Here is a 21829-nt window from a genome sequence, read left to right on the forward strand (position 1 = left end):
CCCTGAGAGGGGGTTCGCCCTTTCAGGGGTGCGGGTGGTGGTGCCGTCTGCTTCTACGGAGCCGTCAGCGGGCCGTACGCGTCCGGGCGGCGGTCCCGGAAGAACTGCCAGCGGTCGCGGACCTCGCGCAGCTTGGCCAGGTCCAGGTCGCGGACGACGAGTTCGGTCTCCTTGTCGGAGGCCACCTCGCCGACGAACTGGCCCTCCGGGTCCACGAAGTACGAGGTCCCGTAGAAGTCGTTGTCCCCCAGGTCCTCCACGCCGACCCGGTTGATCGCGCCGACGAAGTACTCGTTGGCCACGGCCGCCGCCGGCTGCTCCAGCTGCCAGAGGTAGCGGGAGAGTCCGCGCGAGGTGGCCGACGGGTTGAAGACGATCTCGGCACCGCCGAGGCCCAACGCCCGCCAGCCCTCCGGGAAGTGCCGGTCGTAGCAGATGTAGACGCCGATCCTGCCGACCGCGGTCTCGAAGACCGGCCAGCCCGCGTTGCCCGGACGGAAGTAGAACTTCTCCCAGAAGCCGGGGACCTGGGGGATGTGGTGCTTGCGGTACTTGCCGAGGTACGAGCCGTCCGCGTCGATCACGGCCGCGGTGTTGTAGAGGACACCGGGCTGCTCCTCCTCGTACACCGGCAGGATCAGGACGATGCCCAACTCCCGCGCGAGGGCCTGGAAACGCTGGACGACCGGGCCGTCCGGTACCTGCTCGGCGTACTCGTAGAACGCCTTGTCCTGGACCTGGCAGAAGTAGGGTCCGTAGAACAGTTCCTGGAAGCACAGGACCTGGGCGCCCTGCGCGGCCGCGTCGCGGACCGCCTGCTCGTGGACCTGGATCATCGACTCCTTGTCGCCGGTCCAGGCGGTCTGGAACAGGGCGGCACGAATCACTCGGCTCATCGGGACCTCCGGTCGCTGGGTGTGCGAGGAGCCTAGGAAGTCCGAAAGCGGGCTTTGAGTGGCATCGTGTCACGTCTGCGGGCGCTCCGCGTGTCACCGTGTCACGCGGTCGTCGGCTCATGTTTCACCGCCGTTTTCCCAGGTCGTCGCATGTTTCACCGCTGTTGCGCGTCATGTGCGAGGAGTGCGATGTGCACGGAGGCCGCCTGTTCGAAGTCGTCGAGGTCGACGCCGAGCCGGGTCTGTATCGCCTCCAGGCGGCGGTACAGCGCGGGCCGCGAGACGTGGTGCAGCTGGGCGGTGCGCGACTTGTTGCGCCCGGTGGCGAGGTACGTCCGCAGGACGCCAAGGAGGTTCTGGTCGACGCCCTTTCCGCACAGCAGCCCGTCCAGCTCGCGCTCGGCGAATGACTGGACGTGCGGGTCGTCGCGGAGCAGCCGGATCAGGCCGCGCAGGTGTACGTCCTTGAGCCGTACGACGGGTGGCAGGTCGAGGGCGTCCGAGGAGTCGGCGACGGCGTCGGCCACGTGCTGCGCCTCGCGCAGACCGGCGGGGACGTCGTCCCAGGCGGTACGGGGGCCGGCGGCCGCGACCACCGCCTGCGGCTGAGCCGCCTCGCCGTGCAGCCGGACGGCGAAGTGCGTGGCGAGGGCGTCGGCGTCCTGGTCGCGGGCGAGGCTGAGCAGGACGGCGGTGACACGTTCGGTGAGCTCGGCGACGAGTCCGGGCAGCCCCAACAGGCGCAGGATCCGTTCCAGTTGGGCCGGCTCGGCATCCGTGACGACGACGGGGACGAAGGTCCGCCGGTTGACCGGCAGTCCGGCCGCCCGGGCCCTGGGCAGCAACTGCCGGGCCGGTACGACCCCGGAGACCAGATCGGTCAGCAGGCTCTGCGCGGACTGCTCCTCCCAGCTGTGGGCGGAGCCGCCGCCGAGCATGCGGTGCAGGACGAGGGCCTCGGCGCCGCGGTCGGCGAGCAGCCGCCCGGTGGCGGTGTCACCGCGGTAGCCGCAGAGCATGATCTGGCCCCAGCGCTCGCCGCGGCCACCGAGTTCGGCGCGGATCCAGCCGTCGCCCTCACCGCCGCCGGCCTGCCGGGCGATGCGCTCCCAGTCGCGCAGCACGTCGTCCACGGCCGACCGCTCCCCCGCGGTGGCCAGCACCCGGTGCGCGAGGTTGGTGACGACGACCGGGCAGGCGCTGTGCACGGCGACCTCGTCGAGGAGGTGTTGCAGGGGGGCGCCGGCGGTGATGAGGCCGGTGAGGGCGGTACGGACCGACTCGGAGAGGCTGACGGCGGCGAACTTCCGCCGTACCAGACGGGACTGGACCTCTTCCGTCAGCTCGGCGAAGGGGAAGGGCCGGTGCAGGACCACCAGGGGGAGGCCGCAGCGGTCCGCCGCACGGCGCATGGCCTCGGGTGGGGACGGGAAGGCCCGGCCGAGGCCGAGGACGACCGCGGCGGCCTCGGCCCGGTGCAGGGACTGGATGTAATCGGCCTGTTTGTGCGCGTCGTCCGCCAGCAGCACGCCGGTGGTGAGGACCATCTCGCCGCCGGTGAGCATGACACCGACGTCGGGGGCCTCGGCCACGTGCACCCAACGGACGGGACGGTCGAGGTGGGCGGCGCCGGCGACCACCTCCGGGTCGCCGGCCAGAACCCTTTCCAGGGCGAGGATCTGACGGACCGACAGTATGGGGTCGGTGTGGTTCGGGGGATCCCAGGTGGCGGTCATCTTGCGTGATCCCTTGGTCGGGTTCGGTGCGTGCGGAGACTGCGGGTGCGTGGAGGTTGATCGCGCAGTTCCCCGCGCCCCTGACGGGGGGCTCGAGTACGGGGCGCCCAGCAGGCGCCCCCTCTAATAGGCACTCCTCAACGCCTGTTCGAGAATCGCCGCGCCCTCCTCCGCCTCCGCCACCGTCAGCGACAACGGCGGGGCGATGCGCAGCGCGCTCGTGTTGTGGCCGCCGCCCTTGCCGATCAGGAGGCCGGCTTCGCGCGCCGCCTCCAGGACCGCCGACGCGGACTTGGGGTCGGCCTCGTCCGTGCCGGGCTTGACCAGTTCGACGCCGATCATCAGGCCGCGGCCCCGGACCTCCCGTACGCCGGGCAGCTGGGCGGCGACGGCTCGCAGGCGTTCGATGAGGAGGCCGCCCACCCGGCGGGCGTTGCCCTGGAGGTCGTGGTCCAGGAGGTACGACAGGTTGGCGAGGCCCGCCGCCATGGTGATCTGGGTGCCGCCGAACGTCGAGATGCTGTTGGAGTCCAGGCTGTTCATGATCTCGGCGCGGGCGATCACGCCACCGATGGACATGCCGTTGCCGATGCCCTTGGCGAAGGTGACGATGTCCGGCGGGCCGCTCTGGCCGTGCGCCTGCCAGCCCCAGAAGTGCTCGCCGGTGCGGCCCCAGCCGGTCTGCACCTCGTCGGCGATCCAGAGGATGCCCTGCTCCTGGAGGACCTTGCGGAAGGCCGCGTACAGCCCGTCGGGCGGGGACGTGAAGCCGCCGACGCCCTGGATGGGCTCGGCGATCAGCGCGGCCGGCGGGCGGGTGTGGCCGAGGAGGTCGCGCAGGTCGTCGACGCAGGCCGCGATGAAGTCACGGTCGTTCAGCTCGGCGTACGGGCCGCGGGTGCGCACGCCGCCGTGGACGTACAGCGTCTGGAGCGGCGAGAGGGAGGTCGGGGACCAGCCCTTGTTGCCGGTGATGCCGACCGCGCTGAAGGAACGGCCGTGGTAGCTGTTGCGCATCGCCAGGATCGTGTTGGTCCGACGGTAGGTCGTCGCGAGCAGCAGGGCGGTGTCGTTGGCCTCGGTGCCGGAGGTGGTGAAGAACACCCGGGCGTCCGGGATGCCGCTCAGGTGGGCGACGCGCTCGGCCAGTTCGACCATCGGGCGGTTGAGGTAGAGCGTGGAGGAGTGGATGATCCGGCCTGCCTGCTCGCTCACCGCCTTCGTCACCTCGGGGAGGGCGTGCGCGGTCATCGTGGTGAGGATGCCGCCGAAGAAGTCGAGGTAGCGGTTGCCGTCCGCGTCCCAGACGTGCCGTCCCTCGCCGTGCGTGATCTCCAGCGGCTCGTCGTAGTAGAGGGCGAGCCAGTCGGGCAGGACCTGGCGGTGGCGGGCGAAGAGTTCGTTCACGGCTGTACCAGCCCTTCGTAGGCGTCGGGACGGCGGTCGCGGTAGAAGGCCCACTGCTGCCGTACTTCTTCGATCAGGTCGAAGTCGAGGTCACGGACGACGAGTTCCTCGCTCTTGTCGCTCGCCACCTCCCCCACGAACTGCCCACGTGGATCGACGAAATAGCTTGTGCCGTAGAAGTCGTTGTCGCCGTACTCCTCCTGGCCAACCCGGTTGATGGCGGCGATGAAGTACTCGTTGGCGACGGCGGCCGCGGGCTGCTCCAGTTGCCAGAGGTAGGCCGACAGGCCGCGCGAGGTGGCCGACGGGTTGTAGACCAACTGGGCGCCGTTGAGGCCGAGCTGCCGCCAGCCCTCCGGGAAGTGGCGGTCGTAGCAGATGTACACGCCGATCTTGCCCACGGCGGTGTCGAAGACCGGCCAGCCGACGTTCCCGGGCTTGAAGTAGTACTTCTCCCAGAAGCCCTTGACCTGCGGGATGTGGTGCTTGCGGTACTTGCCGAGGACGCTGCCGTCGGCGTCGATCACGACGGCGGTGTTGTAGTAGAACCCGGACTGCTCGACCTCGAACACCGGGACGACGACGACCATGCCGGTCTCACGGGCCAGCTCCTGCATACGACGGACCGTGGGGCCGTCCGGGACCGGCTCGGCCCAGCGGTAGTGCTCGGGTTCCTGGACCTGGCAGAAGTAGGGGGCGTTGAAGACTTCCTGAAATCCGATGATCTTCGCACCCCGGCGGGCCGCCTCGCGGGCGTGCACCTCGTGTTTCGCCACCATGGACTCGGTGTCGCCGGTCCAGGTGGCCTGGACCAGAGCGGCGCGTACGACGTTGGCCATGAGCTGCTCCTTCTACGCCCGTAGAGGGTCGAAAGTAAGCCTCCTCGGAGTCCTTGCCAAGACCATCGTCGTTAAGCCGCCGAGTCGATCTCGTTTCTAACCTGGCTGGCGGATGCGGGGACCGGCGCGCCGGTCCGTCAGGAGGTGAGGCCTGCCACCCGCAGCGCGTGCAGCAGGTCCCAGTGGCGTTGGTCCGAGACCGCCTGGGCCGAGCGCAGGAGCAGCGGAACCAGGCGGTGCGGGTCGGGTTCCGCGCTGTGCGCCGCCTCTTCCGGCGTGCGGACCTGGACGTAGGTGTCCAGCAGGGCCCGGACCTCGCGGTGGCGGCCCGCAGCGTCCAGGGCGAGGACGGCCTGGCCGATCTCGGTGGCGGGGCGGACGACGCCCTGACGGAGGATCTGGCGGCCGTCGGTGGTCCGGCCCGCGGCGGTCAGCGCGTCGGCGGCGGCCACCAGCCGGGCGGCCGGCAGCGAGGCCGTCTCCCAGAGCAGCGTGGCCCAGTCCGCGCCGAGCCCGGCCCGCTGGAGGGCGTCCGCGAGCAGGGGGAAGCGGGCGGCGGGCCACTGCGCGGCCTCGGCCAGGAGCGCGTGCGCCTCGCCGGTGCGGCCCTCGGCCCGGAGCCGTTCGAGCCGCGCCACGGCCCCCGTCACGGCCTGTCCCGCCTGCTCGTCGGCCTGCTCCACCACCGGCTCCGGCCGCACCGGTGCCTCGGCGGCCCCGGCGAACCGGGCTCCGCGCGGGGTGCGACGGCCACCGGGGTCCGCGGACACGGCCGCCTCCGGTGTCTGCGGTACGGCGGCGGGTACGGCCTCGTCCTCCGCCATCCCGGCGAACCGGGCGCTGCCCCGTCGGCGCTTGCGCTGTTTGGCGGGGGCGGGGGCGGAGGCGGGAGCAGGGGTCGGGGCTTCGGGCGCCTGCGGGGCGGAGGACGGTGGGGCGTCGCTGCCGTCGGGCGTGACCCCGTCCGAGCGGCCGCGCATCGTCGTACCGGTCGCGGACGCCTGCGCGGTCGCGGATGTTCGCGCGGTCGCGCGCACGGGCGGGGTGGGTCCGGCTGCCGGGCCGGGCGACGGCGGCCCCGCTTCGGCCTGTCGCTCCAACCGCTCCATCCGGGCCCGGAGTTCGGCACACCGGGCGGAGGCCCGTTCGTGGTCGTCGCGGGCCCAGGCGAGGTCGATGTCGAGGGACTCGGCCTCCTCGCGGGAGTGCGCGGAGCTGTACGCGCGACCGAGCTGGGCCAGCCGTTCGGCGGCGTAGCGCTGTTCGCGGAGCATGACGTCGAGGCGGTCGCTCAGCTCCTCCCGGACCCCGGGCCGGGCGTCGTACGCGGCGAGGGCGCCGGCGTGCAGTTGCCGGGCCTGCTCGGCCGCGCGGGCGGCGGCGTCGGGACCGTAGGCGGTCGCGAAGTCCTGGAGAAGCGCCGCCACGACGTCCCAGGGCGGGACCTCCCGGCCGCCGAGGCAGGCCTGCATGCCGTCGGGGTCGCGCTGCCAGAACACCGCGCACCAGCCGCCCCCCTGGTCCAGGCGCGCCAGCAGGCCGTTGAGGTAGTTCGCGAACTCCCGTACCCGGCCCGGGAGCTGATCCACAGTCATCGCTCCACTCCCGCCCGACCGGAACACTCCGGCTTCGTAGGCAACACCAGTTGTGTTACGGGGCTGCTACGGGGAGTTTTCAGCGGGCGCGCAGAGCCCTCATTACGGGATCTTGACCGACGCGCCTCACGCCGGGGCCAGGGCGCAGCGGGCCACCAGTTCGTCCATCGACAGGCCGAGCGCGCGGGCCAGCGCGGCGACGGTGAAGAAGGCGGGCGTCGGCGCCCGGCCGGTCTCGATCTTGCGGAGCGTCTCGGCGGAGATACCGGCCTCGGCCGCCACCTCGGTCATGCTCCGGCCGCCGCGCGCCTCGCGCAGCATCTGCCCGAGCCGCTCGCCGCGTTCACGCTCTTCCGGAGTGAGGGGGGTGCGCACCATGCGGTCATTCTAATCCGTCATTCTTCGCCGGTCTAGAAAGCCGGTATAGTAATTGGCATGGTGGAACTGAAGACAGACGTATCGATCGACGCGATGTACGGGGCCGGCCAGGTCCTCGGGCAGGCCCTGACGGCCGTCCGGGAGGCCGCCGCCGTCGGCGTCTCCCTCCTCGAACTGGACGAGGTGGCGCGGGGGGTGCTGCGGGCGGCCGGGGCCTCCTCCCCCTTCCTCGGCTACCGGCCCGCCTTCGCGGCCACCCCGTTCCCCGCCGTCATCTGCGCCTCCGTCAACGACGCGATCGTGCACGGCATCCCGACCTCCTACCGGCTGCGCGACGGCGACCTGGTCTCCATCGACTGCGGCGCCGAGCTCGACGGCTGGGTGGGCGACTCGGCGATCAGCTTCACGGTCGGCAGGCCGCGTCCGGCCGACGTACGGCTCGTCGAGACGGCCGAGCGGGCCCTGGCGGCGGGCATCGCGGCGGCGGTCGTCGGCAACCGCATCGGCGACATCGCGCACGCCGTCGGCACCGTCTGCCGCGAGGCCGGCTACGGCATCCCGCAGGGCTTCGGCGGGCACGGCGTGGGCCGCCGTATGCACGAGGACCCGGAGGTGCCCAACGAGGGCCGTCCCGGCCGCGGGCTCCCGCTCCGGCACGGCATGGCCCTGGCGATCGAACCCATGCTGATCGGCAGCGGCCGGGACGGCTACCACGAGGCTCCCGACGGCTGGACCCTGCGCACGAACGACGGCTCCCGCGCGGCGCACGTGGAGCACACGGTGGCGATCACGGAGTCGGGGCCGCGGATCCTCACGGAAAGGAATTCAGAGAACTGACACAGGTCGGTCCTGCGAATTTCTTGAAGGCCGCCGGCATCAGCGAAGGAGTTCTCACGGAAAACGTGTGCATGCGAGTTCCGGTCCCCCGGCCCCCGCGACGGCGTCCGGTGCCTCCGCCGCGGCCTCCGCCGGGGAAGCGCCCGCCCCGGCCGCGCCCTGTCGGCCGCTGATCGCGTGCCGTGACACCCCCGTCGGCGCGGGCCGAGCGAAGGTGTGCCCGCCTTCGCCGGTCCGCGTCCGGCAGCCCTAAGGAATTCACCTCTTGACCGCCGTGGTGTGTCCGGCGATATCAGTCGGATGCAATACCGCGGCCATTCCGGTTCTCCCGGGCACCGGCCGGGCGGAAAGCGACCGGGTGCACCGGCGGGGTGCCGCTGCGCGCGCGACGGCCACCCGCGCCAGAAGTGCTGGACATGCCCCCATCGGGCAGGCGTGCGAAGGTGGTGTGACCGGGCGCTGCAGGGGGCACCCGCGTGGACCGGCACGTCGACCAGCGAGCGCGTCCCGCCAGGCGCCGGGACGCCGGAACGGAACGAACGCTCATGAGCAGCGGTTACCCCGGACCGAGCGACTTCGGACAGGATCCTTTCGGAGAGTTCCTCGCCCGCTTCTTCGGCGGCGGAGGGGAGCGCCAGGGCCCGCGTCAGATCGACATCGGCAGGCTGCTCAGCCAGCCCGCACGGGAACTGGTCCGGGGCGCCGCCCAGTACGCGGCCGAACACGGCAGCCGGGACCTCGACACCGAGCATCTGCTGCGTGCGGCCCTGACGGCGGAGCCGACCCGCTCCCTGCTCAGCAGGTCCGGCGCGGATCCCGACTCGCTGGCCACGGAGATCGACGGCCGCGCCGGCCCGGTCCAGCACCCGCCCGGCGAGGCGCCCCCGCCGACCTCGCTGTCCCTGACCCCGGCCGTGAAGCGGGCCCTGCTGGACGCGCACGACCTGGCCCGGGCCGGCGGCGCCGGATACATCGGCCCCGAACACGTGCTGGGCGCGCTCGCCGCCAACCCGGACTCGGCCGCTGGGCACATCCTGAACGCGGCCCGGTTCGCCGCCGGCCTGCCGGCGGACGTCCCGGACACCGACCGGGTCCTCACCGGCACGGAAAGCCGCCGCCACACCGGCACGCCCACGCTGGACAAGTACGGCCGCGATCTCACCGAGCTGGCCGGGGAGGGCCGGATCGACCCGGTCATCGGCCGCGACGACGAGATCGAGCAGACCATCGAGGTGCTCTCCCGGCGAGGCAAGAACAACCCCGTGCTGATCGGCGACGCCGGTGTCGGCAAGACCGCGATCGTCGAGGGCCTGGCCCAGCGGATCGCCGACCAGGACGTGCCGGACGTCCTCTCCGGGCGCCGGGTGATCGCCCTCGACCTGCCCGGCGTGGTCGCGGGCACCCGCTTCCGGGGTGACTTCGAGGAGCGCCTGACCAACATCGTGAAGGAGATCCGCGCCCACTCCGACCAGCTGGTCGTCTTCATCGACGAACTGCACACCGTGGTCGGCGCCGGAGGCGGTGGCGAAGGCGGCTCGATGGACGCGAGCAACATCCTCAAGCCGGCGCTGGCCCGGGGCGAACTGCATGTTGTGGGCGCGACCACCCTTGAGGAGTTCCGCAAGATCGAGAAGGACGCGGCGCTGGCCCGCCGTTTCCAGCCGATCCTGGTACCCGAGCCGACCGTCCCGGACACCATCGAGATCCTGCGCGGCCTGCGCGACCGCTACGAGGCCCACCATCAGGTCCGCTACACCGACGAGGCCCTGGTCGCCGCCGTGGAACTGTCCGACCGCTACCTCACCGACCGCAGGCTCCCGGACAAGGCGATCGACCTGATAGACCAGGCCGGTGCCCGCGTCCGCCTCGGCTCCCGCGCCAAGGGCAGCGACGTACGGGCCATGGAGCGCGAGATCGAGCAGCTCACCCGGGACAAGGACCAGGCGGTCGCCGACGAGCAGTACGAACACGCGACCCAGCTCCGCGACCGCATCGGCGAGCTGAAGACGCGTATCACCGAGGTCTCCGGCGAGGACCAGGCGGACGAGGGGATGAACCTGGAGGTGACGGCCGAGGCGATCGCCGAGGTGGTGTCCCGCCAGACCGGTATCCCGGTCAGCAACCTCACCCAGGAGGAGAAGGCGCGGCTGCTCGGCCTGGAGGCTCATCTGCACCAGCGGGTCATCGGCCAGAACGAGGCGGTCGCGGCCGTCTCCGAGGCGGTGCTCCGCTCTCGCGCCGGACTCGCCAGCCCGGACCGCCCGATCGGCAGCTTCCTCTTCCTCGGTCCGACCGGCGTCGGCAAGACCGAACTGGCCCGCGCCCTCGCCGAGGTCCTGTTCGGCAGCGAGGACCGGATGGTGCGCCTGGACATGAGCGAGTACCAGGAGCGCCACACCGTCTCCCGCCTGGTCGGTGCCCCGCCCGGCTATGTCGGCCACGAGGAGGCCGGGCAGCTCACCGAGGTGGTCCGTCGCCACCCCTACTCGCTCCTCCTCCTCGACGAGGTGGAGAAGGCCCACCCGGACGTCTTCAACATCCTGCTCCAGGTTCTGGACGACGGCCGCCTGACCGACTCCCAGGGCCGCACGGTGGACTTCACCAACACGGTCATCGTGATGACGAGCAACCTGGGCTCGGACGTGATCACCAGGCGCGGCGCCAGTGTCGGCTTCGGCCCCAGCGGGGAGGAGGCGACGCAGGAGGCCCGCCGGGAACAGGTCCTCCGCCCGCTCCGGGACCACTTCCGCCCGGAGTTCCTGAACCGCATCGACGAGATCGTCGTCTTCCGTCAGCTCTCCGGCGAACAGCTGCGCCAGATCACCGAGTTGCTGCTGGAGCACACCCGCCGCATGCTGCACGCCCAGGGCATCACGGCCCACTTCACGGACGCGGCGGTCAACTGGCTGGCGGAACACGGCTACCAGCCGGAGTACGGCGCGCGACCCCTGCGGCGGACCATCCAGCGGGAAGTCGACAACCAGCTGTCACGCCGCCTCCTGGACGGCACTGTCACGCAAGGCAGCGAGGTGACGGTGGATGTGAGAGACGGCACCTTGGAGTTCCGGCCGGGATAGGCGCCCCTTCAGGGGCGCGGGGAACTGCGCGACCAGCCCCCGCGCGCCCGCGGTCCGCGCGCTACGGAGCCGGATCCACCACCTGCGCGGACCCTCCACCCCGGCGCACCGTCTCCGCCGCCGCCAGCCACTTCCCACCCGGCAACCGCTGCACCCCGGTAGCCGCCCCGATCTCCGGATTCAACGAGAACGACTGCCCGATGGCCTCCAACTTCCCCCTCACCACGGGGTCGTTGTACAGCGCCGGTTCCAACTCGGTCTTCGCCGCGTTGCGCTGTGACGCCCGGGGCGCCGCGATCGCGTCCACCAACGACAGATGCCGGTCAAGGAACTCGGTCAGCACCTGGAGCACGGTGGTGATGATGGTCGCCCCGCCAGGCGAACCGACCGCCACCACGGGCTTGTTGGCCTTGTCGAGCACGATCGTCGGGGAGATGGAGGACCGCGGCCGCTTCCCCGGCCCCGGCAGGTTCGGGTCGTGCACCGCGGGGTTCGCCGGCGTGAACGAGAAGTCGGTCAGCTCGTTGTTGAGCAGGAACCCCCGTCCGGGCACGGTGATCGCGCTGCCCCCGGTCTGCTCGATGGTCAGCGTGTAGGAGACGACGTTCCCCCACTTGTCGGCGACCGTGAGGTGCGTCGTGTTCTCGCCCTCGTACGTGGTCGGCGACGCCGTCCCGGTCGACCCCGGATGGTTCGGGTCGCCGGGCGCGACCGGGCTCGTCAGCACCGAGTCGTCGTGGATCAGCGTGGCCCGCTCGTCGGCGTACCGCTGCGACAGCAGCCCCTTCGTCGGCACGTCCTCGAACGCGGGGTCGCCGACCCACCTCCCCCGGTCCGCGAACGAGATCCGGCTGGCCTCGATGAAGTGGTGCAGATACTGCACCTCATCGGCCTTCGAGAGGTCGGTGTTCTCCAGGATGTTGAGGGCTTCCCCGACGGTGGTCCCACCGGACGAGGACGGCGCGATCGAGTACACCTTCTGTCCGCGGTACGCCGTCTCGGTGGGCGCCTGCACCTTGGCCCGGTACGCGGCCAGATCCTTCGTGGAGAGCTTGCCGGGCCGGGCCTTCCACCCCGAACCCGAGGCCACCGGTGGGTTGTCGACCGTCGACACGATGTCCTTGCCGAGGTCCCCCCGGTAGATCGCCCCGATCCCCTTCCGCCCCAGCTCCTGGTAGGTCCGGGCCAGTTCGGGGTTCTTGAAGGTCGCCCCCACCACCGGCAGCTGCCCGCCCGGCAGGAACAGCTTCGCGGTGTCCGGGAAGTACCGGAACCGGGTCTCGTTGGACGCGGTCTGCGACCGGAAGGTGTCGTCGACGACGAACCCGTCGCGGGCGATCCGCTCGGCCGGTTTCAGCACCGTGCCCAGCCGTTCGCTCCCCCAGCGGTCCAGCGCCGTCTGCCAGGTGGCCGGCGTCCCGGGCGTGCCGACGCTCAGCCCGCTGCTCACGGCGTCCGCGAAGGCGAGCGGCTTGCCGTTCTCCACGAAGAGGTTGGAGTCGGCGGTCAGCGGTGCGGTCTCGCGGCCGTCGATCGTGTGCACCGTACGGGACTTGGCGTTGTAGTAGACGAAGTAGCCGCCACCGCCGACGCCGGAGGAGTAGGGCTCGGTGACCCCGAGCGCGGCGGCCGTCGCGACGGCCGCGTCGACCGCGTTGCCGCCCTTGCGGAGCACCTCGATACCGGCGGCGGTGGCGTCCGCGTCGACGCTGGAGACCGCACCCCCGTAGCCGACGGCCACCGGCGATTTCGCGACGGTCGCGCCGCCGGGGGCGGGGGGCGCTGCCGCCCCCACCGACACCACGGCGGCCGAGACCGCCAGAACGGTCAGTTTCCGCGTGACAGGGCGACGCATCCGCACCTCCAGTTCCGGAACGTCCGCGCAGCGTATCGGCGGGACCCCAGCCCCGACAGCCACATTCAGGGCACTGTCATATGACCGCCACACTTCGAACACCGGTACGTTCCGGCCATCTGTGACCGCTACCATGCGCGCCCATGAATGACGACCTGCGCAACATTATCCTTGGCGTCGTGGCCGCCGGCATCAGCGCGGCGCTCGGCTGGCTGGCCCGCACCTCACTGTGGCGGCGGGGCCTGCGCCGCAAGCAGGCCTTTTTCGGGCTGCCGGAGAACTCGGAGTCGCTGCTGGTCGTCAATCGCGATCCGGCCACCTCCGAACCGGCGGTGCACCGCTTCGACGTGTTCGCGCTCCTGGAACTGGCCGCGCTGATCAAGGACTGCGGCGCCAACCTCCAGATGGTGACCCAGGACAACGTCCAGCAGGGCTTCGGCGAGCGCACCGAGTTCTGCGTGGGCGGGCCCGGTTCGAACCGGCGCATGCTGGCGCACATGTCGGCGATGCTGCCGGGCGTGCGGGTCAACGTCGACCCGGAACCGGGCCCGGACCGCGGCGCCTTCCAGATCGGCGCCGAGCGCTACCGCCTCGACCCGGGCATCACCGAGTACGTCCTGCTGGCCCGTCTCACCGCCGGTCAGCGCCCCGACGCGCGCCCGGTGTTCCTGTTCTGCGGACAGCGCGCGATCACCAACCAGGCGGCCACCCGCTACCTCGCCCGCAACCACGAGCGGCTCGCCCGCAAGCACGGCAACAACACCTTCGTGCTGCTCCTCAAGGTGGTCAACTCGCAGGCGTACGGCCCGGACGTGGTCGAACTCGTCTCGGACGTGACGCGCGCCGCCCAGGCGCCGCTGCCGCCCGCCGAGGCCGAGACCACGCGCTCCTCGCACCGGGCCTCCTGAGTAGCTGCACCATTCAACAATCGTTACCCGCACGTAACTTACCGACGGGTTACTTACGGTAAGAGGTCCCGGTTACCGTCTGGTCACTTTGCACTGACACGAGTGAGGAGTGACCCATGGGACGAGGTCGCACCACCACGAGCCGCCGTACCGCCACCGGCCGCCGCACCGACCACCGCACCGCGGTGCGCGCGACCGCCGCGGGGGCCGTCTCGGCGGCCCTGATCGCCGCCGGCGTCGTCGGCCTGGCTCCGGCCGCCCAGGCCGCCGCCTCCGTCCGCTTCGTCGACATCACCGGCGACGGCGGCACGGTCCTGAAGGCGAACGTCGTCACGCCCGCGGGCGCCGACGCCACGCGGCGCTACCCGCTCATCGTGCTTCCCACGAGCTGGTCGCTGCCCCAGGTCGAGTATCTGGCCCAGGCCCAGAAACTCGCCGACGCCGGCTACATCGTGCTCAGTTACAACGTGCGCGGGTTCTGGCAGTCCGGCGGGCAGATAGAAGTGGCCGGTCCGCCGGACGTGGCGGACGCGTCCAAGGTCATCGACTGGGCCCTCGCCAACACCACCGCCGATCCCGGACACATCGGCATCGCGGGGGTCTCGTACGGCGCCGGGATCAGCCTGCTGGCCGCCGCGCACGACAAGCGGATCAAGGCGGTCGGCGCGCTCAGCGGCTGGGCGGATCTGATCGACTCGATCTACTCGGGCCGTACCCAGCACGTCGAGGCGGCCGCTCTCCTGGACGGCTCGGCAACCCTCACCGGGCGCGAGAGCCCCGAAGTCCGGCAGATCTTCAACGACTTCTACGCCTCGAACCTGGACCGGGAACAGGACATGATCGCCTGGGGGGCGAAACGTTCCGTCGCGACCTATGTCGACCAGCTCAACAAGAACGGCCCGGCCGTCCTCATGGCCAACGCCTGGAGCGACTCCATCTTCCCGGCCAACCAGTACGCCGACTTCTACGGGAAGCTGACCGGCCCGAAGCGCCTGGAGCTGCGCCCCGGCGACCACGCCACGGCCGAGCTGACCGGCCTGCTGGGCTTGCCCAACGACGTGTGGACCGACACCGAACGCTGGTTCGACCACTACCTCAAGGGCGCCGACAACGGCATCGACCGCGAGCAGCCGGTCCAGCTCAAGTCCCGTACCGACGGCGGCTACGAGGGGTACCCGGACTGGAAGTCGGTGGGCGCCACCCGCAAGAAGATCGCCCTGGCCGGCTCGACCACGATCCACGCGAACGTCGACTCGGGCGCGGACGGCGGGGTGGTCCTCCTCTCCGGCCTCCTCGACCAGATCGCCCAGCTGCCGCCGGTCGCCTCGATCCCGCTGCTGCCCCGCCGCTGGGCCGCCGTCTGGCAGTCCGAGCGGTACGGCAGCGCCCAGCGGGTGCGCGGCACGGCCCGGCTGCACACCACCCTCACCCCGACCAAGGAGAGCGGCACCCTCGTCGCCTACCTGTACGACGTGGGCCCGCTCGGCCTCGGCAAGTTGGTCACCAACGCGCCGTACACCTGGTACGACCGCACCCCCGGCAAGGCGTTCGACGTGGACCTGGACCTGTTCTCCACGGCCTACGACGTGCCGGCCGGGCACCGGCTCGCGCTGGTGGTCGACACGGTGGACCCGCTCTACATCGAGCACAACCCGTCCGGCGCGCAGCTGACCTTCTCCTCGCCGGTGGACGACCCGTCGTACGTGTCCGTTCCGCTGCGCGAGCAGTGATCTCCGGCTGCCGCCGGCCGGGCCTGGCCCTGGCTGCCGCCCCCTAGGGCAGCAGCGTCCCCGGTTCGGCCGGGGCCACCTCGACGGCCTCGGTCCTGGGACTGCGCTGCTCCCGTCCGGCCACCCAGCCGGCGAACCACGAGAGCAACACGCACATCCCGATGTAGATCGGCGAGATCACCATCACCACAGGGATGAAGGGCAAATCGTAGTCGAGGTTGGATGCGATCAGTTTCCCGGCATGGAGGAACTCCTCGTACGTGATGAGATAGCCGAGCGAGGTGTCCTTGAGGGCCACCACGAGCTGGCTGATGATGGCGGGCAGCATGGCCCGTACCGCCTGCGGCACCAGGACGTACGCCATGACCTGGGTCTTGCGCATGCCGAGCGCGAACGCGGCCTCCCGCTGGCCGCGTTCGACGCTGTTCACCCCGGAGCGGAACACCTCGGCGAGCACCGAGCCGTTGTAGAGGGTGAGTCCGGCGACCAGGGCGGGCAGCGGCTGGACCTTCAGCGCCACGAAGATAAAAAAGATCATCACCAGTACGGGCATGGCGCGGAAGAACTCCACGACGGCGGTGGCCGCCCAGCGCACCGGCCGGTGTTCCGAGAGCCGTCCGGTGGCCAGCAGGCCGCCCAGCGCGAGGGAGAGGACGGCGGCCGTCGCGAAGGCCGCGAGCGTGTTGACGAGGCCACGCAGCAGGAGTTCCTGAATTCCCTCGTACGCGAAGGGCATCCACTTCGTGTACGTGAACTGTCCGGTGTCGAACAGGAGATACAGGATCCAGGCGAGCAGGCCGAGGATGACGAGGGTCGACAGGACGCCGTACACCGCGTGCCGTCTTCTGGTGAGGGGACCCGGGACGTCGTAGAGCGCGGTGGCCTCGGTCATCGGGCGACCCCCCACTTCCGCTCCAGCAGGTTGAACAGGGTGCTGATGGCGAGGGTGATGACGAGATAGCCGGCGGCGATCCAGAGGAACGTCCAGACGATGTTGTAGCCGAGCTCGCTCAAGGTCTTGTAGGTGCCGAGGAGTTCGGTGACGCTGAACGCGCCCGCGATCGCGGAGTTCTTGGCGAGCGCGATGAGGGTGGAACCGACCGGCGGGATGACCGACCGGAACGCCTGGGGCAGGATCACCAGGCCGAGGGTCTGCCCGAAGGTCATGCCGAGGCTGCGGGCGGCCTCGCCCTGCCCCCTGGGCACGGTGTTGATGCCGGCGCGCAGCGCCTCGCAGATGAACGCCGAGGTGTAGCAGCCGAGCGCGAGGACCGCGAACGCCTGGAAGGGCAGCACGAGTCCGAACCGGGGCAGGCCGAGCAGCACCGCGAAGAACAGCAGGGTGAGCGGGGTGTTGCGCAGCACGGTGACCCAGGCCGTGCCGAGGAGCCGCAGCGAGGCAACGGGGGCGACCCGGAAGGCCGCCATCAGGAAGCCCAGGACCAAGGCGAGGACCGAGGCGTAGACGGTCAGTTCGACGGTGCCGAGGAAACCCTCGGCGTACGTGTGGAAGTTGTCTGTCAGTACCTTCATGCCGGCCTCGCTCAGCTCGCGGGATAGCGGTCGATCGGGGGCGGCTTCGGGGCGGGGACGCCGGACAGGCCGAGCGTCGCGTCGTAGGCCTTCTTCCAGTCGCCGTTCTTCTCACGGGCCTCCAATGCGTCGTCCATCGCGAAGCGCAGGGCGGTGTCGTCGCGCCGGACGCCGATTCCGAACGGCTCCTGGGAGAACGGCTTGCCGACGACCTTGAGTTCGCCGGGGGCCTTCGCCGCGTAGCCGATGAGGATGGCGTCGTCGGTGGTGACGGCGGCGACCTGGTCGGTGAGCAGGTTGTCCACACACACGGAGTAGGTGTCGTAGGCGACCAGGACCGCCTTCGGGTAGTCCGCCCTGACCCGCTGGTACGGCGTCGAACCGGCGGCCGAGCAGACGCGTTTGCCGGCGAGGTCCTGGGGGCCGTGGATGTCGTTCTCGTCGTGGCGCACCAGCAGGGACTGGCCGGCCAGGTAGTAGGGTCCGGCGAAGCCGACCAGCTTCTTGCGGTTGGCGTTGATGGTGTAGGTCCCGACGTAGTAGTCGATCTGGCCGTTCCGCAGGGCGGTCTCGCGGTTGGCGGAGGCGATGGTCCGGAAGCGGATGGTCTCCGGAGCGAGGCCCAGGGAGGCGGACATCATCTTGGCGATCTCGATGTCGAAGCCCGAGTAGACGCCGGTGGCCGGGTCCCGCTCGCCGAGGTAGGGCTGGTCCTCCTTGGCGCCCACGACGAAGTAGCCGCGCCGCTTCGCCCGGGTCCAGGTCGTGGAGGCGGGCAGCCGGACGTTCCGCGCCACCTGGTAGCGGGGAAGTGTCCCGGCCGCCGGGCCCTTCCTGGATGGGCTGCCCTCCTTGCCGCAGCCGGCGGCTCCGGCGGTGGCGAGCAGTGCGGTGAGCAAGGCGCTCAGCAGAGCCGGGGCGGCGGGCACACGGGGGGTACGGCGCATGGGTCGCACTCCCCGCTCAGTGCTTGAGGATCTTGGAGAGGGAGTCCCCGGCACGCTCGCCGCGCGGGGCGGTGAAGAACTCCTCCGGGGCGCGGTCCGCGCCGTCCCGGGCGCGCCGCCGCACGACCTCCAGGACCTCGTCGACCGCCTCCCCCTTGCCGACGGTGAGATCCACGTCCCGCAGGACATGGAACTCGCCGTGGTACTTGTCGACGTCACGCAGCTCGATCAAAGGATCGACGGCCATCCGCAGCCCTACCCACTCTCAGCTGTGTCGTGGTTGCCGCAAACTATCCAGCCGCGGGAGGACCTAAGGCACGACACGCACTTTTCGGGCATTAGCCGTATTTACACGGTCTTTATCGCTGGGGGTGGCGACGCGGGGATCGAACGTGATCGATGCCGTGATCGTCGTTCGTACGGCCGTCGGGTCAGGCCTCGGCGACCTCCGCGTAGAGCTGGGAGAGCTCGGGGACCCCGCTGGCGGCCCAGTCGTGGCCGGACTCGACGACATCGAACTCCCGCCCGGACTCCAGGCGTACCACCGGCTCCCCGTCCGCGCGGATCTCCCATGCGGCGCCGGGCACGGTCCGGATCAGGACGGTGCCCAGATAAAGGCCCGCGTCGGTGCCGAGCCAGGTCAGGGTCTCCTCGTCGTCCCGCCAGCGCGGGATCAACTGGTCGAGGGCCTCCAGCGAGGCCGGGGTGTCGTCGAGCGCGACACCGTCCTCGGCCGCCTGGGCGCGCAGCAGCTCGCACTCGGCGAGCAGATCGGGGTCGGCGGTCAGGGGCACGTCACCGGCCTTGGTGTGCCTGTTACCCAGGAAGGGGATGTTCATGGACCCAGGTTGACACTTACACGTCCAGATCCACCACCACCGGGGCGTGATCGGAGGCGCCCTTTCCCTTGCGCTCCTCGCGGTCGACGTAGGAGTCCTGCACGGCCTTGGCAAAGGGTTCGTTGCCGTACACCAGGTCGATGCGCATGCCGCGGTTCTTGGGGAAGGCGAGCTGGCGGTAGTCCCAGTAGGTGTACGGGTGGTCGTACTTCAGGGGGCGCGGGACCACGTCGGACAGGCCGGTCTCGCGCAGCGCGGTCAGGGCGGCCCGCTCGGCCGGGGTGACATGGGTGAGGCCCTCGAAGGCTGCCGTGTCGAAGACGTCGTCGTCCATCGGCGCCACGTTGTAGTCGCCGAGGACCGCGAAGGGGCGGCTGCCGCCCGCGTCCCCGGCCACGGCCGCCTTGAGGGCCTCGAACCACTGGAGCTTGTAGGCGTAGTGCGGGTGGTCCACCTCGCGGCCGTTGGGCACGTACACCGACCAGACGCGGACCGGGCCGCAGGTCGCGGAGATCGCGCGGGGCTCCACGCTCCCGTCGTAGCCGGGGTCGCCGGGCAGGCCCTTGACGACGTCCGCCAGGCCGACCCTGGACAGCACCGCCACGCCGTTCCACCGGCCGGTGGCGTGGACCGCCGCCTCGTAGCCCAGCTCACGCAGTTGCTCGACCGGGAACTGCGCCTCGGCGACCTTGGCCTCCTGGAGGCAGAGCACGTCGGTGCCGCTGCTCTCCAGCCAGGCGAGGAGCCTCGGCAGGCGGGCGGTGATCGAGTTCACGTTCCAGGTCGCGATGCGCATGCCTGACAACCTACCGGGCCCCTCTGACAACGTGCCTCAGACGTCCGCCGAGGCCCCCGGCGCCAGCCGCTGGTGGTCCGCGCCGCCCAGGGCGCCGATCTGGCGGTCGTAGATCGGGCGGGCCAGGTCGGCGAGCAGGGCGTCGTGGATGTCGTAGGCGCGCCGCGGCTTCACCTCACGGACGTAGTCGATGACCTCGGAGATCTTGTTCCAGGGGGCCATCACCGGGAGCATCAGCGTCTCGACGGGGTGGTCGGGGACGGTGAGGGCGTCGCCGGGGTGGAAGACCTTGCCGCCGTCGATCAGGTAGCCGACGTTGGTGATGCGCGGGATGTCGGGGTGGATCACCGCGTGCAGTTCGCCGTGCACCTGGACGTCGAAGCCGGCGGCGGTGAAGGTGTCGCCGTGGCCGACGGTGTGCACCCGGCCCGGGAAGGCCGCCGCGAGCTGGTCGGCGACGGACCTCAGGGTCCAGATCTCGGCGGCCGGGTCGGCGTCCAGCGCGGCCCGCAGCCGGCCCTCGTCGAAGTGGTCGGGGTGCTCGTGCGTGATCAGGATCGCGTCGGCGCCGACGGCCGCGTCCTCCTCGCTGAACCCGCCGGGGTCCAGGACGAGCGTGCGCCCGTCCTTCTCCAGGCGCACGCACGCGTGGGACTTCTTCGTGAGCTTCATGGTCACCATCCTGCCCCCGGGCGGTCCGTCAGTCCTCGGGAGTGGTCTCCTCACGGATGATCTGCTGGGCGATCCGGAACGCGCTGTTCGCCGCCGGCACTCCGCAGTACACCGCTGCCTGGAGCAGGACCTCCTTGATCTCGTCCGGGGTGAGGCCGTTGCGCAGGGCCGCCCGGACGTGGAAGCCCAGCTCCTCCAGGTGGCCGCCCGCGACCAGCGCGGTGAGCGTGACACAGCTGCGCGAGCGCCGGTCGAGTCCGGGCCGGTCCCAGATCTCGCCCCACGCGTAGCGGGTGATGAACTCCTGGAAGTCCCCGGAGAACTCGTCGGCCTGGGCCAGCGCCCGGTCCACATGCGCGTCCCCGAGCACCTCACGGCGGACCTTCAGTCCCGCGTCGTAGGGGTCGGGCCGCCCGAGCGGCTGTGGCACCGCGGCGGCCGGGGCGATCTCGGCGAGGGGCGTGACCTGCGGGGCGACCTGGGGCACGGCCTGCGGCGCGGCGGCCAGGACCGGCCTGGGCGGGGCGGCCGGGATGGCCATCTGGCCGGTGGTCGAGTCGTAGGCGGGCTGCCAGGCGGTGGAGAAGTGCCGCACCAGCAGGTCGGTGACGGCTGCGGGCTGCTCGACCGGAACCAGATGGGAGGCGCCGGGCACCACGGCGAGCCGGGCGTCCGGTATCCCGGCGACCAGGGTGCGGGCCTCGGCAGGCCCGGTGACCTGGTCGTCCGAGCCGACCAGGACGAGCGTGGGCACGCCGATCCGGCCGAGTTCATGGCGTACGTCGAAGCCCGCCAGGGCCTCGCAGGCGGCGATGTAGCAGCCGGGGTCGGTGGTGCGCACCATCTGGACGGCCCACTCGGTGATCGCGGGCTGTGCGGCGGCGAACCCGCTGGTGAACCAGCGCTCGGGCGAGGTCCGGGCGATCGGGTCGAGGCCGTTCGTCCGCACGATCACACCGCGCTGCCGGAACTCGTCCGCCGTCCCGAACCGGGGTGAGGTGGCGACCAGCGCGAGCGAGGCGATCCGCTCCGGGTGCCGCAGGGCCAGCTCGATGCCGACGGCACCGCCGAGCGCGCAGCCCGCGTAGCCGAAGCGCTGCACGCCGAAGGAGTCGAGCGTGGCCAGCAGCCGGGCCGTCAGTTCGGTGACGGAACCGGCCGGGTGCGCCGGGGAGCCGCCGTGGCCGGGAAGGTCGTAACGGAAGACCCGCCACTGCTGGGTCAACTCCGGGACCTGCCGGTCCCACATGTGCCAGGTGGTCCCCAGTGAGGGGCCCAGGATCAGGACAGGAGCGTCGTCTGGTCCGTCAAAGCGGTATTGCAGGGTGTTCGGTGGTGTCTCGCTCACCCGTCTGACCCTCTCATGCGTCACTAAGTCTCTCATCGCCGGTCCGAACCTAACGGCTCGCGCTCTCACGGCCACGGCAGGTCCGTCGGAAAACCCTCTCAAATCTCGCCGACCAGCGGATTGAGTGCCAGACGGTGAACGAGTTCCGTCTTCTCCTGTCAAAGAACCGACCATTGTGGTGACTTCGCGAAGATTCCCGATGTCCGGTTTCACATATCCCTTCTTCATGGCGTCCGCATTCCCGTGCGGATCAGGCACGGCCGACGAACTCGGCGGAGTTCACACCGGATTCCGCGCGACGCCGTCCGCGACCAGGACGAGGCCGAGGGCGTACGGACCGCGGTCGCCGCTCGCGCCGTCGCGCACGACCGGACCGGTGGTCACGTCACGGCGATGCCGCAAGATGGACCCAGCAAGGGCGGCGGACCGTACACCC

The 21829-nt window shown here is 71.0% G+C and carries 18 protein-coding genes and 1 pseudogene; 4 read left to right on the forward strand and 15 right to left on the reverse strand.

Translation table 11 applies throughout. The annotated features are described in order from the left end of the window. Positions 1-53: 53 nt before the first annotated feature. From ABZ642_RS01065 to ABZ642_RS01090, 6 genes are all read right to left on the reverse strand, one after another. Positions 54-896 (reverse strand): nitrilase-related carbon-nitrogen hydrolase, encoded by an 843-nt coding sequence (locus ABZ642_RS01065; RefSeq protein ID WP_360475009.1) that lies wholly within the window; start codon positions 894-896, stop codon positions 54-56. Positions 897-1051: 155 nt separating this feature from the next. Beyond that, the gene (locus ABZ642_RS01070; RefSeq protein WP_360475012.1) at positions 1052-2632 is read right to left on the reverse strand and encodes a PucR family transcriptional regulator; all 1581 of its coding nucleotides are present in this window, start codon (positions 2630-2632) and stop codon (positions 1052-1054) included. 123 nt (positions 2633-2755) lie between these two features. Then, positions 2756-4039, reverse strand: coding sequence for an aspartate aminotransferase family protein (locus tag ABZ642_RS01075; RefSeq protein ID WP_360475015.1), 1284 nt, complete (start codon positions 4037-4039; stop codon positions 2756-2758). Next, complete coding sequence (locus ABZ642_RS01080) at positions 4036-4878, reverse strand: nitrilase-related carbon-nitrogen hydrolase (protein ID WP_360475018.1); 843 nt, start codon at positions 4876-4878, stop codon at positions 4036-4038. The genes ABZ642_RS01075 and ABZ642_RS01080 overlap by 4 nt, the downstream gene beginning before the upstream one ends. Positions 4879-5015: 137 nt before the next feature. Continuing rightward, positions 5016-6473, reverse strand: coding sequence for a hypothetical protein (locus ABZ642_RS01085; protein ID WP_360475020.1), 1458 nt, complete (start codon positions 6471-6473; stop codon positions 5016-5018). 126 nt (positions 6474-6599) lie between these two features. After that, positions 6600-6851, reverse strand: a complete 252-nt coding sequence (locus ABZ642_RS01090) for a helix-turn-helix transcriptional regulator (RefSeq protein ID WP_360475023.1) — start codon at positions 6849-6851, stop codon at positions 6600-6602. A gap of 57 nt (positions 6852-6908) precedes the next feature. Here ABZ642_RS01090 and map point away from each other — a divergent pair, with 57 nt between their 5' ends. Together map and ABZ642_RS01100 are read left to right on the forward strand one after the other, a co-directional pair. After that, the gene (gene map / locus ABZ642_RS01095; RefSeq protein ID WP_360475026.1) at positions 6909-7688 is read left to right on the forward strand and encodes a type I methionyl aminopeptidase; all 780 of its coding nucleotides are present in this window, start codon (positions 6909-6911) and stop codon (positions 7686-7688) included. A 545-nt stretch (positions 7689-8233) separates the two neighbouring features. Further along, positions 8234-10765 (forward strand): ATP-dependent Clp protease ATP-binding subunit, encoded by a 2532-nt coding sequence (locus tag ABZ642_RS01100; RefSeq protein WP_360475029.1) that lies wholly within the window; start codon positions 8234-8236, stop codon positions 10763-10765. A gap of 61 nt (positions 10766-10826) precedes the next feature. Here ABZ642_RS01100 and ggt read toward each other — a convergent pair whose 3' ends face one another. Then, on the reverse strand, positions 10827-12620 hold the full coding sequence (gene ggt, locus ABZ642_RS01105) for a gamma-glutamyltransferase (protein ID WP_360475032.1): 1794 nt from the start codon (positions 12618-12620) through the stop codon (positions 10827-10829). Between the two features lie 143 nt (positions 12621-12763). Here ggt and ABZ642_RS01110 point away from each other — a divergent pair, with 143 nt between their 5' ends. Further along, complete coding sequence (locus tag ABZ642_RS01110; RefSeq protein WP_360475035.1) at positions 12764-13528, forward strand: hypothetical protein; 765 nt, start codon at positions 12764-12766, stop codon at positions 13526-13528. A gap of 116 nt (positions 13529-13644) precedes the next feature. Beyond that, on the forward strand, positions 13645-15258 hold the full coding sequence (locus ABZ642_RS01115; protein ID WP_360475038.1) for a CocE/NonD family hydrolase: 1614 nt from the start codon (positions 13645-13647) through the stop codon (positions 15256-15258). 43 nt (positions 15259-15301) lie between these two features. On the opposite strand, the gene ABZ642_RS01120 is transcribed toward ABZ642_RS01115, so the two are convergent. The 8 genes and pseudogenes from ABZ642_RS01120 to pcaC all read right to left on the reverse strand — a co-directional run bounded on the left by ABZ642_RS01120 (position 15302) and on the right by pcaC (position 21393). Beyond that, positions 15302-16150 (reverse strand): amino acid ABC transporter permease, encoded by an 849-nt coding sequence (locus ABZ642_RS01120; RefSeq protein ID WP_360475041.1) that lies wholly within the window; start codon positions 16148-16150, stop codon positions 15302-15304. Next, on the reverse strand, positions 16147-16791 hold the full coding sequence (locus ABZ642_RS01125) for an amino acid ABC transporter permease (protein WP_360475045.1): 645 nt from the start codon (positions 16789-16791) through the stop codon (positions 16147-16149). The genes ABZ642_RS01120 and ABZ642_RS01125 overlap by 4 nt, the downstream gene beginning before the upstream one ends. A gap of 11 nt (positions 16792-16802) precedes the next feature. After that, positions 16803-17738: a glutamate ABC transporter substrate-binding protein gene (locus ABZ642_RS01130; RefSeq protein WP_360475048.1), complete on the reverse strand. Its 936-nt coding sequence runs from the start codon at positions 17736-17738 to the stop codon at positions 16803-16805. 142 nt (positions 17739-17880) lie between these two features. Next, positions 17881-17985, reverse strand: a pseudogene (locus ABZ642_RS01135) (amino acid ABC transporter ATP-binding protein); the annotation flags it as partial. 184 nt (positions 17986-18169) lie between these two features. Continuing rightward, the gene (locus ABZ642_RS01140) at positions 18170-18577 is read right to left on the reverse strand and encodes a DUF6278 family protein (RefSeq protein ID WP_360475051.1); all 408 of its coding nucleotides are present in this window, start codon (positions 18575-18577) and stop codon (positions 18170-18172) included. 16 nt (positions 18578-18593) lie between these two features. Continuing rightward, entirely contained in the window at positions 18594-19373 is a 780-nt protein-coding gene (locus ABZ642_RS01145) for an exodeoxyribonuclease III (protein ID WP_360475054.1), read from the reverse strand. 36 nt (positions 19374-19409) lie between these two features. Beyond that, on the reverse strand, positions 19410-20045 hold the full coding sequence (locus tag ABZ642_RS01150) for an MBL fold metallo-hydrolase (RefSeq protein ID WP_360475057.1): 636 nt from the start codon (positions 20043-20045) through the stop codon (positions 19410-19412). A gap of 28 nt (positions 20046-20073) precedes the next feature. Next, complete coding sequence (gene pcaC / locus ABZ642_RS01155) at positions 20074-21393, reverse strand: 4-carboxymuconolactone decarboxylase (RefSeq protein WP_360475060.1); 1320 nt, start codon at positions 21391-21393, stop codon at positions 20074-20076. Positions 21394-21829 lie beyond the last annotated feature (436 nt).

This window comes from Streptomyces sp. NPDC007157, from assembly GCF_040634235.1.
In the GTDB taxonomy this organism is placed as follows: Bacteria; Actinomycetota; Actinomycetes; order Streptomycetales; family Streptomycetaceae; genus Streptomyces.